Annotated in this window: 14 protein-coding genes; 11 read left to right on the top strand and 3 right to left on the bottom strand. The window is 36.2% G+C overall.

Features of this window, described 5'->3' with window-relative positions:
- Nucleotides 1-16 precede the first annotated feature (16 nt).
- The 4 genes from gcvP (at nucleotide 17) to QWY90_RS03935 (ending at nucleotide 6,219) form a co-directional block, all read left to right on the top strand.
- On the top strand, nucleotides 17-2,860 hold the full coding sequence (gcvP, locus tag QWY90_RS03950; RefSeq protein WP_290284558.1) for an aminomethyl-transferring glycine dehydrogenase: 2,844 nt from the start codon (nucleotides 17-19) through the stop codon (nucleotides 2,858-2,860).
- 127 nt (nucleotides 2,861-2,987) lie between these two features.
- Nucleotides 2,988-3,590, top strand: coding sequence for an HAD family hydrolase (locus tag QWY90_RS03945; protein ID WP_290284557.1), 603 nt, complete (start codon nucleotides 2,988-2,990; stop codon nucleotides 3,588-3,590).
- Nucleotides 3,591-3,828: 238 nt separating this feature from the next.
- Nucleotides 3,829-4,944 carry a tetratricopeptide repeat protein gene (locus QWY90_RS03940; RefSeq protein ID WP_290284556.1) on the top strand — a complete coding sequence of 372 codons (1,116 nt, stop codon included), beginning with the start codon at nucleotides 3,829-3,831 and terminating at the stop codon, nucleotides 4,942-4,944.
- A gap of 243 nt (nucleotides 4,945-5,187) precedes the next feature.
- On the top strand, nucleotides 5,188-6,219 hold the full coding sequence (locus QWY90_RS03935) for an SMP-30/gluconolactonase/LRE family protein (protein WP_290284555.1): 1,032 nt from the start codon (nucleotides 5,188-5,190) through the stop codon (nucleotides 6,217-6,219).
- Between the two features lie 362 nt (nucleotides 6,220-6,581).
- On the opposite strand, the gene QWY90_RS03930 is transcribed toward QWY90_RS03935, so the two are convergent.
- Nucleotides 6,582-8,483 (bottom strand): T9SS type A sorting domain-containing protein, encoded by a 1,902-nt coding sequence (locus QWY90_RS03930; RefSeq protein ID WP_290284554.1) that lies wholly within the window; start codon nucleotides 8,481-8,483, stop codon nucleotides 6,582-6,584.
- Nucleotides 8,484-8,631: 148 nt separating this feature from the next.
- Nucleotides 8,632-9,357, bottom strand: coding sequence for a hypothetical protein (locus tag QWY90_RS03925; protein WP_290284553.1), 726 nt, complete (start codon nucleotides 9,355-9,357; stop codon nucleotides 8,632-8,634).
- A 323-nt stretch (nucleotides 9,358-9,680) separates the two neighbouring features.
- Here QWY90_RS03925 and QWY90_RS03920 point away from each other — a divergent pair, with 323 nt between their 5' ends.
- The 7 genes from QWY90_RS03920 (at nucleotide 9,681) to QWY90_RS03890 (ending at nucleotide 15,366) form a co-directional block, all read left to right on the top strand.
- A complete protein-coding gene (locus QWY90_RS03920) occupies nucleotides 9,681-10,067 on the top strand; it encodes a group III truncated hemoglobin (RefSeq protein WP_290284552.1) in 387 nt (128 codons plus the stop codon).
- 118 nt (nucleotides 10,068-10,185) lie between these two features.
- Nucleotides 10,186-11,244 (top strand): 3-oxoacyl-ACP synthase III family protein, encoded by a 1,059-nt coding sequence (locus QWY90_RS03915; protein ID WP_290284551.1) that lies wholly within the window; start codon nucleotides 10,186-10,188, stop codon nucleotides 11,242-11,244.
- A 60-nt stretch (nucleotides 11,245-11,304) separates the two neighbouring features.
- Nucleotides 11,305-11,829, top strand: a complete 525-nt coding sequence (locus QWY90_RS03910; protein ID WP_290284550.1) for a class I SAM-dependent methyltransferase — start codon at nucleotides 11,305-11,307, stop codon at nucleotides 11,827-11,829.
- 360 nt (nucleotides 11,830-12,189) lie between these two features.
- The gene (locus tag QWY90_RS03905; protein ID WP_290284549.1) at nucleotides 12,190-12,834 is read left to right on the top strand and encodes a WG repeat-containing protein; all 645 of its coding nucleotides are present in this window, start codon (nucleotides 12,190-12,192) and stop codon (nucleotides 12,832-12,834) included.
- Nucleotides 12,835-12,939: 105 nt separating this feature from the next.
- Nucleotides 12,940-13,788, top strand: a complete 849-nt coding sequence (locus QWY90_RS03900) for a glycosyltransferase family 2 protein (protein ID WP_290284548.1) — start codon at nucleotides 12,940-12,942, stop codon at nucleotides 13,786-13,788.
- 67 nt (nucleotides 13,789-13,855) lie between these two features.
- Nucleotides 13,856-14,602 carry an MlaE family ABC transporter permease gene (locus tag QWY90_RS03895; RefSeq protein ID WP_290284547.1) on the top strand — a complete coding sequence of 249 codons (747 nt, stop codon included), beginning with the start codon at nucleotides 13,856-13,858 and terminating at the stop codon, nucleotides 14,600-14,602.
- Entirely contained in the window at nucleotides 14,602-15,366 is a 765-nt protein-coding gene (locus tag QWY90_RS03890) for an ABC transporter ATP-binding protein (RefSeq protein WP_290284546.1), read from the top strand. Before QWY90_RS03895 ends, QWY90_RS03890 begins: the two co-directional genes overlap by 1 nt.
- A 28-nt stretch (nucleotides 15,367-15,394) precedes the next feature.
- On the opposite strand, the gene QWY90_RS03885 is transcribed toward QWY90_RS03890, so the two are convergent.
- The gene (locus tag QWY90_RS03885) at nucleotides 15,395-16,456 is read right to left on the bottom strand and encodes a mannose-1-phosphate guanylyltransferase (RefSeq protein WP_290284545.1); all 1,062 of its coding nucleotides are present in this window, start codon (nucleotides 16,454-16,456) and stop codon (nucleotides 15,395-15,397) included.
- Nucleotides 16,457-16,498 lie beyond the last annotated feature (42 nt).

Raw genomic sequence — 16,498 nt, 5'->3', positions numbered from 1 at the left:
ATACCATAGCTTAATAATGAGAACAGATGCATTTGCAATCCGCCACATTGGCCCACGTGAAAACGATCTAAACCACATGTTTGAAACGATTGGAGTTGAAAATTTTGATCAACTGATTTATGAAACAATCCCCAATGATATCCGCCTGAAAGAAGACCTGAATTTGGATGCCCCAATGACTGAATTTGAGTATCTAAATCACATACAGGAATTAGGGAAAAAAAATAAAGTATTCAAATCATACATCGGTCTAGGCTACCATCCAACGATTGTGCCGGCCGTAATTCAAAGAAACATTTTTGAAAATCCGGGTTGGTACACAGCCTACACACCCTATCAGGCAGAAATCGCACAAGGCAGATTAGAAGCTATTCTAAACTTTCAAACCACCGTTATCGAGTTAACCGGAATGGAAATCGCAAATGCCTCATTGTTAGACGAAGGAACCTCAGCGGCCGAAGCAATGGCATTATTGTTCGACGTCAGAACTCGCGACCAAAAGAAAAGCAACACTAATAAATTCTTCGTTTCAGAGGAAATATTGCCACAAACCCTATCTGTTTTACAAACACGTTCTGCGCCAATTGGTGTCGAATTAGTAATCGGAAACCACGAAACCTTTGATTTTTCTGCAGATTATTTTGGAGCAATCCTCCAATATCCCGGAAAATACGGTCAGGTAAATGACTATGCCGGTTTTATCGCGAAAGCTAAAGCTAACGAAATAAAAGTGGCTGTTGCTGCTGATATTTTAGCCTTGGTAAAACTAACACCACCAGGAGAAATGGGTGCCGATGTCGTTGTCGGAACCACACAACGTTTCGGAATTCCGATGGGTTATGGCGGACCACATGCTGCGTATTTTGCCACCAAAGAAGAATACAAACGTTCAATGCCCGGAAGAATCATAGGGGTGACTATTGACACTAACGGAAACCGTGCCTTGCGTATGGCGTTACAAACCCGAGAGCAACATATAAAACGTGAAAAAGCAACATCTAATATCTGTACAGCACAAGTGTTACTAGCGGTCATGGCTGGAATGTATGCCGTTTACCACGGACCAAAAGGGTTGCGCTATATTGCCGATAAAGTACATGCATCAGCAGTAACTTTGGCAGATGCTTTGAATAAATTGGGCGTTTACCAAACCAATACGGCTTTCTTTGATACTATTACTGTTAAAGCTGATGCTCAAAAAGTAAAAGCAATTGCCGAGAAAAATGAAGTGAATTTCTATTACGTTGATGGAGAAACAATTTCAATCTCACTAAACGAAACAACTTCTATATCAGACATTAATCAAATCATTGCGACTTTTGCTGAAGCTACCGGAAAAGAAAAAATAACAGTGACTAACTTAACATCTTCTGATAATTTCGTTTCTGGTTTAGAAAGAAAATCAGCTTTCCTAATGCATGATGTTTTCAACCATCATCATTCTGAGTCGCAGTTGATGCGCTACATCAAAAAATTGGAACGCAAAGATTTATCGTTAAATCATTCGATGATTTCATTAGGTTCTTGTACTATGAAGCTAAATGCTGCTGCCGAAATGCTACCGTTATCAATGGCAAACTGGAATAGCATTCATCCTTTTGCACCAATCGAACAAGCAGAAGGTTACACAACCATGCTCAAAAAATTAGAGCAACAATTGAACGTAGTGACTGGTTTTGCCGGGACTACTTTACAACCAAATTCAGGAGCACAAGGCGAATATGCCGGTTTGATGACCATTCGTGCTTACCATTTATCTCGTGGTGACCATCACAGAAATGTATGTTTGATTCCATCATCGGCACACGGTACCAATCCTGCTTCGGCAGCTATGGCCGGAATGGAAATTATTGTGACCAAAACTATGGAAAATGGAAACATTGACGTAGAAGATTTAAGAGAAAAAGCCATCTTACATGCCGCTAATTTATCAGCATTGATGGTTACATATCCATCCACGCACGGCGTTTTTGAAAGTGCCATTTGTGAAATTACCAAAATCATCCATGACAATGGTGGTTTGGTTTATATGGATGGTGCCAATATGAATGCCCAAGTCGGATTAACAAATCCGGCAACCATTGGTGCCGATGTGTGTCACTTAAACTTGCATAAAACATTTGCTATTCCGCATGGCGGTGGCGGACCTGGTGTTGGACCAATATGCGTCAACGAAAAACTGGTTCCGTTTTTACCAACAAATCCGATAATACAAGTAGGCGGCGATCAAGCCATCTCTGCCATTTCTGCTGCACCGTATGGTTCGGCTTTGGTATGTTTGATTTCGTATGGCTACATCACGATGCTTGGCGCCGAAGGATTGAAAAGTTCAACGGAGCATGCTATCTTGAATGCCAATTATATGAAAGCGCGTTTAGAAGAACATTACCCTGTGTTATATACAGGCCAAATGGGACGTGCTGCTCACGAAATGATTTTAGATTGTCGCTCCTTTAAACAAAACGGAATTGAAGTTACCGATATCGCAAAGCGATTAATGGATTATGGTTTCCACGCTCCAACAGTATCTTTCCCTGTGGCCGGAACTTTAATGATTGAACCAACCGAATCAGAAGATTTGGCCGAATTAGATCGTTTTTGTGATGCAATGATTGCCATCCGTAAAGAAATTGATAGTACAAATGCTGAAGATGCTAACAACGTTTTAAAAAATGCACCACATACCTTAGCCATGCTAACTACGGATACTTGGGTTTACCCTTACACACGGGAACAAGCGGCTTATCCTTTAGAGTATATCCATGACAATAAATTCTGGCCAAGCGTGCGTCGAGTTGATGATGCTTATGGCGATAGAAATTTAGTATGTTCATGTGCTCCGATTGAGGCGTATATGTAAAATTTGAAATTCTAATAGCATAAATCCCAAATTCCTAGTAAGAGTTTGGGATTTTAATTTTTATGTTTGATAAACAGATTCTCCTTAGCATGAATGACAAGATTAAGGTCACAATAACACAAATTATATGAAAATTAAAAACATTGTTTTCGACTTTGGAGGTGTTTTAGTAGACTGGAATCCAAGGCATTTATATAAAAGTCATTTTCAGGATACTGCTGAAATGGAGTCCTTTCTAAAAAATATTTGTACAGAAGAATGGAATATAGAGCAAGACAGAGGACGTTCTCTTTCGGATGCCACTATTGAATTGCAAAAGAAGTTCCCGGAACATAGTGCTTCCATTGCGCTTTTCTATGACAAATGGGAAGTGATGCTGAAAGGCGAAATCCCCGGAACAGTTGCACTACTGCATCAACTAAAAAAAACGTATACTCTTTATGGTTTGACAAACTGGTCTTCGGAAACCATTGGTATTGCCTATAAAAGGTTTTCTTTTTTTAAGGAGTTTGAAGGAATCATAGTTTCCGGAACAGAAAAACTAATAAAACCCGACAAAAGGATTTATCAATTGTTGCTGGACAGATATTCAATAAAAGCGGAAGAAAGCATTTTTATAGACGACAATATCCACAATGTAAAAGCAGCCCTAGAACTTGGTTTTTACGCCATTCATTTTGAAAATCCCGAACAATTAGAAGCGGAACTTTCAGAAATCATAACAATGTAAAGCAACAAATATTACCAGCTTCTGCATGAAACCGAAGGTTCGACGAATCCATTTATCCCTAATTATAAATGTAAAGAATTAAGTGGTAATTACTATAAACTTTTTAGGTGTTAAACAACACAAAATCCTATTAACCAAATACTTGTGTGATTTTGATAAAAAAATTATATCTTTACTTTGCAGATTATCCGGACTGGATACTTTGAACTACTATCGTGCCAATCTTAAAACACAAGCTATGAGGAAAATAATACTATCTATTATTGCCGTTTTTGTGTACCCTGTATTTTATGGGCAAACGGTTGCTGAGCTATATGACCACAAAGACTATGAAGCACTTACTAAACTAGAGGACAAAGCTGATGCACTAACCGGCGAAGAATTATGCCAGGTGGGCTTTGCCTTTTTTCAATTGGAAAAAGATGACAAGGCCGTTTCTTTTTATGATAAGGCTATTGCTAAAGGTTTTGACAATGCTCCTACCCATTTCTACAAAGGAATAGCACTTACTTTTCTGAGAAAATATCAGGATGCACTTATTGAAGTGGATATGGCTCTAAAAAAGGAACCCAACAATCAGGAGTACATGAATCAAAAAGGCCTTATTTATAAATTCCAGGGTAAGGAAGACAAAGCGCTTGACTATTTTGAGGAAGCCACCCGTTTCCCCAATACTTTTGGCGAACCCTTTTTCTGGGTGGCTTACATTTATCACGGAAATCAGGAGTATGAAAAGGCCCTGAAACTGTATTACGTTGCTGCCGAAAAAGTACCTAAACAAAATACGTATTATGTAAATACCCTTTTATGCATTGGTCAATTGGAGTATACGTATACCCAAAATTACCAAAAATCGGCAAAAGCCTATGCAGAAGCAATTGCACTAAGGCCAAAGGATTATGAAAATTACCCCAAACTCATTAAAGCCTATAATGCGGCAAAAGAGTATGCAAAGGCAGATGCTGTTTTTGATTTGATGAAAACCGCCTATAAAAACAACGAACTTCCCAAAGAGCTTATGAAATCTAATACGGTGGCCGTTGATGAATTAGAATATAATAAACAAAAACTAACGATTTATAAAGCGCTTGAAGACCCAAAAGAAGTGCTCGATGTTACCTATAAGATTAAACTGTTTAACCCTGGCGGAGATAAAGTAGCCCGGGAATTCACTGTTGAAAAAACCATCCAGGTGGCTAATGGATTTAAGCACTTGCTTTCTGAAGTAAAAGGAGAAGCCCACTTTACCTATCCCTATGGCTGGAAAACGGATGCCATACCCTTAGAAGACGTAAAAAAGGCAATTACTCAGGTATTGGACGGCAGTTTACAAAAAATGGCAACGGACAAATAACCTTGTCATGCTAACGCAGGAAGCATCTCATTAACTTGAGCACGGGTTGCAAATCCGCGCTATCGGGTGCACTAGAGCATGGATAACAACTATCCACAATGAGGTAATTATTCAGAAAAAGTTTATCTTTGGGTAGTGACTTGCGACAATTTGTGAGGTATCGGCAACCCTAACAGACCTAACAGAAAAACCTCATTGACAATAAATATCATCAATAAAAAGACAATTTAAAAATAGCACATTATGAAAAACTTATTCCTGTTATTCTTTTCATTCATATTGTGTACAAAAGTTTCTGCACAAAATAATATTTCTGTAAAGCAAAAAGAGAAACTTGCATTTCCTGAACTTTTGGTATTCTCTAACGAATTTGAAAATTACTTTTCAAGCAAAAACAAAATCGAAAAAATAGTTTCGGACAAAACATTTCTCGAAGGACCTGTTTGGGTAGCATCATTAAAAGGTCTTTTATTCACTGACATGAATGAAAACAAGATTTATTTCTGGAATAAAAAGAAAGGACTGTCCCTTTGGCTTGAATCTTCTGGATACACAAATGGATTACTGCTTGATGCGAATGGCAGTTTACTTTTAATGCAGGGGAATCATAATGTAACTCATCAAACAAAGAGGCAGATTGGTAAAATTGTTAACCCTAAATCGAATAAAACAATAACTGACTTTGTAACAAATTATGAAGGAAAGAAATTTAACAGCCCAAATGATGCTAGCATAAACTCAAAGGGTACTATTTATTTTACTGACCCACCTTTGGGGTTGAAAGATGGTGATTCAGATAAGGAAAAAGAGTTGTCTTTTAATGGTGTTTTTAAATACGAAAACGGAAAAGCAAAACTACTAATTGACACATTGAACCGACCAAATGGGATTGGTATATCACCAAATGACAAATTATTATACGTAACAAACAGGCAAAATTTATATTGTTATGAATTAGACACTAATGGGGACATCGTAAAAGCCGCAAACTTTTTTAACATACCACAAGTATGGGAGCATATGATTCCATCAACTAAAATTGGCTGGAAGGCTTGGGACGGCATGGCAGTTTCCAAAGAAGGTGTTGTAATCGCTGCTGGCTGTGGTGGTGTTTGGTTTTTTTCACCCAAAGGCATTCTTTTGGCTCACATTCAAACACCTGAATTTACTTCAAATACCGCCATTGATGATAAAGAAGAATATCTCTATTGGACTGCTGGAAAACTTCCTTCTGAAAAAGGCGGGAGTTGCTTGTATAGGTATAAACTCCGATGAAAAATTTGTTGGTAGACAGAAGGGCAGCCGATAACATGGGTTTGGCAAAAGTGGGCCCCGATAGCGCGGATTTGAAATCCGTACTTTTACGGTCGCAACTCCCTACACCACCCCACTAAACAACACCTGCACCGGATTAAACCCTTTACTATTACAGTAATTTTTAGCGAATAGTACCGTACGAGTTGGGATTATGATTCCCTCCCCTAAACCACATGTATTAGGTTAAATTATTTATTATTACAGTAATCATTAGTCCCCAACAACTTGTGGATATCCATTAACAACAAGCGAATACCTATAATAACATGATGTATAACTATTCTGAAGTAGTTATAAGATAAAGAGACGATACAGTCCCTTTATCTTTTAATAAGCTTAGTTATTTCTGATGTGTCGGCTTTACTGATTTTAATATAGTAAAGTCCGGTTTGCAAATCTCTTATATCTAGCTGATCACCGATTAGTGTCCCGTTTTTAATAAATTGCCCTAATTGGTTATAAATCTGTATCGATTGTATTGTTTCTGTGGCATTTAAAATAGTAACAAAGTCGAATGCCGGGTTTGGATATACCTTAAAACTATAGTTTTGAACCTCTGATAATCCCAAGGTAGGATCATACACGCAAACCGTAAAAGTCGATGTTGATATAGTAGCACTGGCATTAAAAACTCTGATATAATAGGTGTTTCCTATAACAAAATCGATAAATGAATTTGATTCACTAGTGTTAAAACCACCTTGATTTACACAATGCATAGCGGTTCCGGTACAGCTACCATCGTAGATTTCAAAACCATTATCAATTCCTAAATCTGGTCCAACATAAATAGTAGCAGCAGTCGTCAATGCAGTAAACTTATACCACACATCTTGAGAGGCATTTAAGGCACAACTAGGCAGCGTATTTTCTCTCAATGCTCCACCCATAGTTACCAATGTCCCGTTGCACAAATTATTTTCTGTAATTTGAATAGCATTAGCACATAAATCGTTGGCTGGTGATTGATATTTTTGGACACAAATAAAATAATTTGCTGTGGTAAAACCGGTAGATGCGTTTAGCACTCTAACATAATACGTTTCACCCACTATAAATTCATTACTAAAATAGTTTTCGCCAAATCCGGCTCCCAATGCATTCACGCAGGCGATACTCGTACCCGTACAATTGTTTTGCAAGACTTCAAAGCCAATATCTAAGGTGCTAGTTGGCCCAAGAGTAATGTTCATGGTTGCATCTGTAGCAATAAATTTAAACCAAACATCTTGAGACGAGTTTGGTGCACAATTTGGAGGTGCGCTACCAATTGTTGCCCCACTATAGGTAGCATTGATAGGAAGACAGTTTATTGACGGCGTTAACGTAGTAGCATTTATACACTCGTCGTTCGCAGGGGGAGGAAACTTTTGAACACACAGCGTGAAATTAGCTGTAGTAAATCCACTTGACACATTAAACACCCTTACATAATAGGTTTCACCGATGATAAAATCATTATTAAAATAGGTCTCACCAATATTAACACCACTGGCATTTAAACACAGTATGCTCGTTCCGTTACAATTGTTTTGCAAGACTTCCATTCCGGCATTCAAAAAACTATTTGGAGCAACTCCTAGTGCGATACTCATAGTCACATCGGTAGCTACAAATTGATACCAAACATCTTGAGACGAGTTTGGTGCACAACTTGGCGCGGCACTACTGATGGTGGCTCCACTAAACGCACCTTGAATTAAACTAACACAATTTAGCGTTGGGGTAACTGTTGTAGCAGTTGCGCATTCGTCATTAGCAGGCGCAGGAAATGTTTGAGTACAAAGCGTGAAATTGGCTGCAGATAGTCCGGAAGAAACATTAAACACTCTTAAATAATAAGTTTCTCCAATAATGAAATCATTATTAAAATAATTCTCACCAAGATTGATACCACTCAAATTTACACAAGCAATACTTGTCCCAGTACAATTATTTTGTAGTATTTCGAGTCCAATATTTACAAAACTGTTAGAAGCTATTCCAACGGAAATATTCATAGTTTTATCAGTTGCCACAAATTTATACCAAACATCTTGAGATGAATTTGGAGCACAACTTGGTGCCGCACTGCTTATAGTTGCTCCATTAAATGTTCCTGCAATTTGGCTAATGCATGTTAGTGTAGGAGTAACAGTGATGGCATTGTCACACAAATCATTCTGAGAGTAGATTGCTATTGAAAAAAAACAGCAAATCAGTAGCGAGTAGATATGTTTCATTAGTTATCTTTTTACAAATTAAAAGAAACTTCTTTATTTATAAAAATAAATATAACCTTTATTCTGATGGAGCGGATTTGCAATTCGTGCAAAACTCCCCACGCGACTAGAGCAAAGCTACTGGCAAAGCAATCCTTTCGCGTGATAATTACACCACCCCACTAAACATAACCTGCACCGGGTTAAACACTTTACTATTACAATAATTCTTAGCACCTAATACCGTACGAGTATCCCATAATAACAACTGGGCCGCTACAATAATCCTTGTACCTGTCGCAAAAGATTGAGTTTCTATGCTTAGGGTTGTTGGAAGACGCTCCTCTAGGGCAAACCCAAAAACCTCTTTACTAACAGTCTTCTCCGCTTCAGCAGAAAAACCTATCACCATTAAAGCCAGTTCTGCCCCTAAATAGCGAAAAGGCACTAACTGAGACAAAATAGGTGCAAGAGCCACTGTTGGTAGTTGCATCGTACCACTTTGCGTAATACTAAAAGGCAATGTCATTGGGAGGAATTTCTGCAGTGGGGTGTCCCTATGAAATTCAAACCCCACAAGCGCCGATAAGTCCGCTGAGAACAATGTAGCGTGCACCTCATTCGCTTGCGTAAAATGAAAAGCTTTATGCAATGCCCCTGTTAAACGTTGGCTGGCATACGGATCGGTACCCACTTGCAACAAAGGACGCAACTCATTTTTAATCGCCTTAGATTGGTCAACAGCATACCTAAAGTCAGCTGAACTGGCTCGAGTAGCCTTACTTTGTTTCGGATTTACAGGTCGGGGTTGCATTATTGGTTTACCATTTAGGTTACGGGTATACACGGGACCAATAAGTCCCACAAATTGCTGTTTTCGATTTAGAATTGCCATGATAGTATAAAATTTAAGTTAAATAATATGCCCTATTCAATCTACTTGTCCTTAGGGCTTTAGCTTGGTTTTATACATAAATCATGCCATTCTCCTTCGGGGTGTGTGCGGGTTGTATGCGTGTTCTATGCGATGTGTATCCGATTAAAACTCATTTACATCGGACACACATCGCACACACATCGCACACACATCGGACACACTCCGAAAAAAACCATACCAATTCAAGCAATAGAATTGGACCTCTTTTTCAACTAAAAAAATGATTAAAATCAGATTACGGGAAAATACTATAAGGTATCTTTGCAACTCAATTTATGACAATGCGCGACATCCAAAACCAAGACGATTTATATTTGTTAGTTGATGAGTTCTATAAAAAGTTGCTATCAGATACTTCTATAAGTTACATTTTTACTGAGGTTGTCAAAATAAGAATCGAAGAGCACTTGCCCATTTTAGTCACGTTTTGGTCTCAGGCCATATTGGGAACAGGCGGTTATGTTAAAAATCTGACGCAAATACATTTAGACATCAATGCAAAAGAGCCACTAACTCCTGAATTGTTTACCATTTGGCTGCATCATTTTAACCAAACCGTTGATGAGAATTTTGAAGGTGAAAAAGCTGAACAGATAAAAACCCAGGCATTAAGTCTTTCCACCATTATGCAGGTAAAAATTATGCAGGAAAAAGCACAAAAACTGTGATTTTAATAATTTTTGTAAGGAATAATAGAAATATTCATAATTCAATGTTGTTTCTTTACCTTTTGATAACATTAAAAAGCATTTATTTATAATTTCGCAATGAATTAGCATCAAAATAATGAATATAAAAATAACGGGCTCCGGAAGTTATATTCCAACTCAAATCGTATCCAATATAGATTTCGCTCAACACGTTTTTCTGAATGAAGACGGTACCCCTTTTCCGCAATCTAATGATGTGGTAGCTGAAAAATTTCTAGAAATAACAGGTATTGAAGAACGTCGTTATGTTACTGATGATTTAAACACTTCAGATATAGCGACAATTGCTGCCAGAAAAGCGATTGAAGATTCCAAAATTGACCCCGAAACATTAGATTATATCATCTTTGCTCACAACTTTGGAAACGTAAAAAAAGGAACTATTCAAACTGATTTATTACCAAGTTTGTCAACTCGTGTAAAATTTGATTTACGCATAAAAAACCCAAAATGTGTTTGTTATGACATGCTTTTTGGTTGTCCTGGTTGGGTTGAAGGTGTTATACAGGCACAAGCCTTTATAAAAGCAGGAATGGCAAAAAAATGTTTAGTGATTGGTGCAGAAACACTATCCCGTGTGGTTGATATGCACGACAGAGATTCTATGATTTATTCAGATGGAGCAGGTGCCACTATCATTGAGGCAACAGAGGAAGAAGGTGGGATTTTAGCTCATGAAACTGCTACTTTCACTTATGACGAAGCCTATTATTTGTTCTTTGGAAACTCCTTTAATAAAAGCCATGATCCTGATGTTCGATACATCAAAATGCATGGAAGAAAAATATACGAATTCGCTTTAAGTCAAGTTCCTAAAGCCATGGCAGCTTGCCTTGACAAAAGTGGTGTAGCTATTGGTGACATAAAAAAGATCCTGATTCATCAGGCTAATGAAAAAATGGACGAAGCTATAATCCAACGATTTTACAAAATATACAAGCAGGAAGTTCCCGAAGGAATAATGCCGATGAGCATTCACAAATTAGGAAATTCTAGCGTGGCAACTGTTCCAACGTTATATGATTCTCTTATTAGAGGTGAAATTGAAAATCAAAGTCTCCATAAAGGTGATATCATTCTTTTTGCTTCTGTTGGTGCCGGAATGAATGTCAATGCCATCGTTTATAAAATTTAAAGAAGTTGGAAGTTAGTAATGGAAAGAAAAAAGTAGATTTGCAATCCAATTTCTTCAATCATGTATGAAAAAACATATCCCAGCAAACGTTTCACTTTAACGTTAGCCTTTTTACAAAAACACATTCAAACATCTGAAACCATTTTTGACCTTGGTGTGCCCAATCCATTTTCAAAAATCATGGAAGAAAACGGCTATACGGTTATCAATACTACCGGAGAAGATTTAGACAACGACCAGAAGGCTTTGCAAAATGAAAGCTATGATGTCTTCACTGGTTTTGAAATATTTGAGCACCTGTTAAATCCATATACTATTTTAGAAAATGTAAAATGCAACAAATTATTGATTTCAATTCCGTTGCGATTATGGTTTTCTTCAGCTTACAGAAGTAAGACCGATAAATGGGATAGACACTATCACGAATTTGAAGATTGGCAGTTGGATTGGCTTTTAGAAAAAACAGGTTGGAAAATAATTGACCGTCAAAAATTCACTCATCCAGTAAAAAAGGTAGGTTTCCGACCCTTATTAAGGTTTTTTACCCCACGATATTATATGGTTTATGCGGAAAAAATTAAGTAGTATTCCGATTTCTAAGTATAACGTAAAATCATCTGTAGTAAGATGATTTTTTTTTGCGCTGTAAGTAGCATTTTGCAGCTGTACATAGTTTGATTGTGCTGCAGATCTATCCAATTCTATGTTTATGGGTTGTTTCCAAAATAGGTTAAATCATTAAATTAAATCTAATTATTTATGTTAAGAGTCAGTGTTAAAATTGCTTAAATCTTGCTTAAAAAAAACATTGTTGTTGTAAGTAATTTTATATGTATTTCTTACTTTTTTATCAAAAACATGTATTTCATCGACTTTATTTGTGTTTTAATCGATAATATTATTATGTTTGACATGTAATTAAACAAAACCCTAAAATCTATTATTATGAAAAAATTATTTACCTATTCAATGTTGACTGTTTTTACTTTTTCATTCGGTCAAAAATTATTTATTGTTAAATCCGATGAAAAATTCGGGATTGTAAACGAATCTGGTGTTGAAGTTATTCCACCAAAATATAATTCAATAGAAGACTTCGACAAGATGCATCCAAATTGGGCAAAAGTTGAACTTGAAAACCTATATGGTTTTGTTGATAAAAGCGGTAAAATTGTTGTTGAACCAAAATATCAAACTATTGATAATTATGATGAATACAATGATGGTTGGGCCATGATAGTTAAAGATGGCAAATATGGCTTTATGAATGAATCAGGAAAAGAAATCGTTCCGCCAATTTATGATAAAATCGGAAAATTTGGTGACTTTTCAAAAGAATGGATACTTGTTGAAAGTCAAGGTCTAAAAGGATTTATTGATAAAGATGGAAACATTGTAGTGCCACTAAAATATACAGAAGTTTCGAAATTTGATGATGTTAGAAAAAATTGGGCTTTAGTAAAAAGCAGAAAAGAAAAACTTGGATTTATCGATAAAACAGGTAAAGAAGTTATTCCGGTAATTTATGACACCATTGAAGCTTTCACTAAAAATAAAAAGAAAAATACAGAGTTAGCCAATGCTGAATAGTTTGAATAGTTAAATAGTTATAATTAGTATTAAAAGGATTTCTTAACTGAAATCCTTTTTTTATGCTTTCAAATTTATATTTTTACCCTATCAACCCGGGCAATAATGAACTACTACATCGTCATTCCATCACACAACGAGGAAAAATTTATTTCGTTAACCCTACAATCTTTAGTACAACAGACCGTTAAACCAAATAAAATGGTGGTGGTAAATGACAATTCAACGGATAAAACCGAGGATGTTGTTTTAGCTTTCGCAAAAGAGTATCCCTATATTTCGTTAGTAAATAAAACCTCTGATGCAATCCATTTGCCCGGTAGTAAAGTGATTCAGGCGTTTCAAAAAGGATTAGAATCTTTAGATGAAAATTACGATATTATTGTGAAAGCCGATGGCGATTTAATTTTCCCACCCAATTATTTCGAAACCATAATTTCACATTTCAAATCAGATGACAAAATTGGAATGGTTGGTGGCTTTGCTTATATTGAAAAAAATGGTGATTGGATTTTAGAAAACCTGACCGATAAAGATCATATTCGTGGTGCTTTCAAAGCTTACAGAAAAGAATGTTTCAAGCAAATTGACGGTTTAAAACCTGCTATGGGTTGGGACACTGTTGATGAATTGCTTTGTAAATTTTATAATTGGAAGGTTGTCACCGATAAAAGTTTAAAAGTCAAACATCTGAAACCAACCGGCGCAAACTATAATAAAACAGCACGCTACAAACAAGGTGAAGCCTTTTATAGTTTGGGCTATGGCTTTCTAATTACTACTATTGCTTCGGCAAAATTGGCGATGATGAAAAAAAAGCCGTTGTTATTTTTTGATTATATCAAAGGATTTTGGAAAGCCAAATCGGGAAAAAAACCACTTTTGGTTTCAGATGAACAAGCAAAATTTATTAGAAAATATCGTTTAAAAAAAATGCGTGAGAAACTGTTTTAAACTAAAACTAACAACTCATAACTTATAACTCATAACTTATAGTTATTTTTGACCATATTTAAATGCTATGATGCTAGTACGCTATTTATCGCAAATAGGAAAATATTTCCTTATGATTGCTGAAATTTTCAGGAAGCCTACAAAATGGTCTGTCATGAGAACTTTAATTTTCAAAGAAGTAGATGATTTAATAATAGGTTCCCTTGGGATAGTGGCCTTCATTTCCTTTTTTGTGGGTGGCGTTGTAGCCATTCAAACCGCATTGAATTTAACCAATCCACTAATTCCAAAATATTTAATCGGTTTTGCCACAAGACAATCGATAATTCTAGAATTTGCGCCTACTTTTATTTCTATCATTATGGCTGGAAAAATGGGTTCTTTTATTACTTCAAGTATAGGAACTATGCGAGTTACAGAACAAATTGATGCACTCGAAGTAATGGGTGTAAACTCGTTGAACTATTTAGTTTTTCCAAAATTAATGGCCTTGCTACTTTATCCTTTTTTGATTGGAATTGCCATGTTTTTAGGAATTGCTGGTGGTTTTATAGCAAGTGTCTATGGCGGTTTTGGAAACAGTACTGATTTTATTAGTGGTTTACAAAAAGAGTTCATTCCTTTTCACATCACTTATGCTTTTATAAAAACCTTTGTTTTTGCTTTGATTTTAGCAACGATCCCATCATTTCATGGTTATTATATGAAAGGCGGTGCGCTTGAAGTTGGTAAAGCAAGTACTGTATCTTTTGTTTGGACATCGGTTACCATAATTTTAGTGAATTATATATTAACGCAATTACTTTTGACCTAATGATAGAAGTAAAAAATCTCGAAAAATCATTTGGCGATTCTAAAGTTTTAAAAGGAATTACAACGACTTTTGATACAGGAAAAACGAATCTTATTATTGGTCAGAGTGGTTCGGGAAAAACAGTTTTGCTAAAAAGTTTGCTCGGAATTCATACTCCGGATAAAGGAACCATTGCTTTTGATGGTAGAATATACACGCTGCTTTCTGATGCTGAGAAACGAGAATTACGTACCGAAATTGGTATGGTATTTCAAGGAAGCGCCCTTTTTGACAGCATGACAGTTGAAGAAAATGTGGGTTTTCCGTTGAAAATGTTTAGTAAAAAATCAGCTGAAGAAATTAAAGAACGTGTAAATTTTGTAATCAACAGAGTTAATTTAGAAAATGCCAATAATAAAATGCCGTCTGAACTATCAGGTGGAATGCAAAAACGAGTAGCCATTGCCAGAGCCATTGTAAACAATCCAAAATATCTTTTTTGTGACGAACCAAATTCAGGTCTTGATCCAAAGACAGCCATATTAATAGATAATTTGATTCACGAAATCACTCAAGAATACAATATCACAACGGTTGTAAACACGCATGACATGAATTCTGTTATGGAAATTGGAGAAAAAATTATATTTTTAAAAGAAGGATTATTGGCATGGGAAGGCAGTAAAAAAGAAATATTCAAAACAGATAACGCAGCTATAGTTGACTTTGTATACTCCTCTAATCTTTTCAAAAAAATTAGGAAAGCACAGAATAAAGAGGAATAAAAAAAGGAGCAATAATGCTCGTTTTCTTTTATAATTTATTGGCCAAAGCCGTAATTCGCTTAATGTCTTGTTCTTTGCTTTTTGGATAAATCAACAAAACACCCTCTTTGTCTACAATAATATAATCGTTCAAACCATCTATCACAATTAGCTTGTTTGCATCTGACCGTACTATATTATTTGAAGCGTTTTCCATTACTACTTTTGCGTTGATAACACCATTGTTTTGATCATCTTTATCTAACTTTTCATGAAGTTGCCCCCAAGTTCCCAAGTCATTCCAGTCAAAAGTGGCGGGTAAAACAAATACATTTTTTGCCTTTTCCATCACAGCATAATCAATCGAAACGTTTTCTGCTTTTTCGTAATTGTTTTGGATGAACTGTTTTTCGCTTTCTGTATTATAACTTTCCAAACCTTGCTGAAACAGCTCATTCATTTGGGGTTGAAACTTCTCAAATGCTTCAGTAATCGATTTTACACTCCAGATAAAGATACCGCCATTCCAAAGGAAATTTCCAGCTTCAAGAAAGCCTTTTGCCGTTTCATAATCTGGTTTTTCTCTGAACTGATTCACTTTCTTAATTGGATTTACATCTGATTTATCATACTCGATATAACCAAAACCAGTATTTGGAAAAGTGGGTTGAATTCCTAATGTAAGTAAGGCATTTTCTTTTTGGCAAAAGTCGAAACACTGTTGTAAATTTTTTGAAAAAGCAGCTTCGTCTTCAATCCAGTGATCGCTTGGCGCTACAACCATTAGAGCCTCAGGGTTTTGCTTTTGAATCTTTAAGGAGGCATATAAAATACAGGGTGCTGTATTTCGCATGGCAGGTTCTAATAACACTTGCGCTTGTTTTACCATTGGCAATTGCTCTAGCACCAAGTCATTATAGCTTTCGTTGGTTAATATAAAAATATTTTCGGGTGGAATTATTTTAGATAAACGACTAAAAGTCTTTTGAATCAAAGTACTTCCGGCTCCTAACATATCGTGAAATTGCTTTGGAAACTCAGTTGTACTTACTGGCCAAAATCGAGAACCAACCCCGCCAGCCATTAATATTGCGTAATAGTTTTTATTCATTTTAAAAATAACTAAGGCGCTAAGGTACTAAGTTGCTGCGTT

The sequence above is a fragment of the Flavobacterium paronense genome (genome assembly GCF_030409795.1).
In the GTDB taxonomy this organism is placed as follows: domain Bacteria; phylum Bacteroidota; class Bacteroidia; order Flavobacteriales; family Flavobacteriaceae; genus Flavobacterium; species Flavobacterium paronense.
Note: the sequence above shows the minus strand (reverse complement) of the source record. Positions and strands in the feature narration are given on the sequence as shown.

Coding starts and splice junctions, on each gene's coding strand:
- gcvP (WP_290284558.1), top strand. CDS start 17: ATGAGAACAGATGCATTTGCAATCCGCCACATTGGCCCACGTGAAAAC.
- QWY90_RS03945 (WP_290284557.1), top strand. CDS start 2,988: ATGAAAATTAAAAACATTGTTTTCGACTTTGGAGGTGTTTTAGTAGAC.
- QWY90_RS03940 (WP_290284556.1), top strand. CDS start 3,829: ATGAGGAAAATAATACTATCTATTATTGCCGTTTTTGTGTACCCTGTA.
- QWY90_RS03935 (WP_290284555.1), top strand. CDS start 5,188: ATGAAAAACTTATTCCTGTTATTCTTTTCATTCATATTGTGTACAAAA.
- QWY90_RS03930 (WP_290284554.1), bottom strand. CDS start 8,483: ATGAAACATATCTACTCGCTACTGATTTGCTGTTTTTTTTCAATAGCA.
- QWY90_RS03925 (WP_290284553.1), bottom strand. CDS start 9,357: ATGGCAATTCTAAATCGAAAACAGCAATTTGTGGGACTTATTGGTCCC.
- QWY90_RS03920 (WP_290284552.1), top strand. CDS start 9,681: ATGCGCGACATCCAAAACCAAGACGATTTATATTTGTTAGTTGATGAG.
- QWY90_RS03915 (WP_290284551.1), top strand. CDS start 10,186: ATGAATATAAAAATAACGGGCTCCGGAAGTTATATTCCAACTCAAATC.
- QWY90_RS03910 (WP_290284550.1), top strand. CDS start 11,305: ATGTATGAAAAAACATATCCCAGCAAACGTTTCACTTTAACGTTAGCC.
- QWY90_RS03905 (WP_290284549.1), top strand. CDS start 12,190: ATGAAAAAATTATTTACCTATTCAATGTTGACTGTTTTTACTTTTTCA.
- QWY90_RS03900 (WP_290284548.1), top strand. CDS start 12,940: ATGAACTACTACATCGTCATTCCATCACACAACGAGGAAAAATTTATT.
- QWY90_RS03895 (WP_290284547.1), top strand. CDS start 13,856: ATGATGCTAGTACGCTATTTATCGCAAATAGGAAAATATTTCCTTATG.
- QWY90_RS03890 (WP_290284546.1), top strand. CDS start 14,602: ATGATAGAAGTAAAAAATCTCGAAAAATCATTTGGCGATTCTAAAGTT.
- QWY90_RS03885 (WP_290284545.1), bottom strand. CDS start 16,456: ATGAATAAAAACTATTACGCAATATTAATGGCTGGCGGGGTTGGTTCT.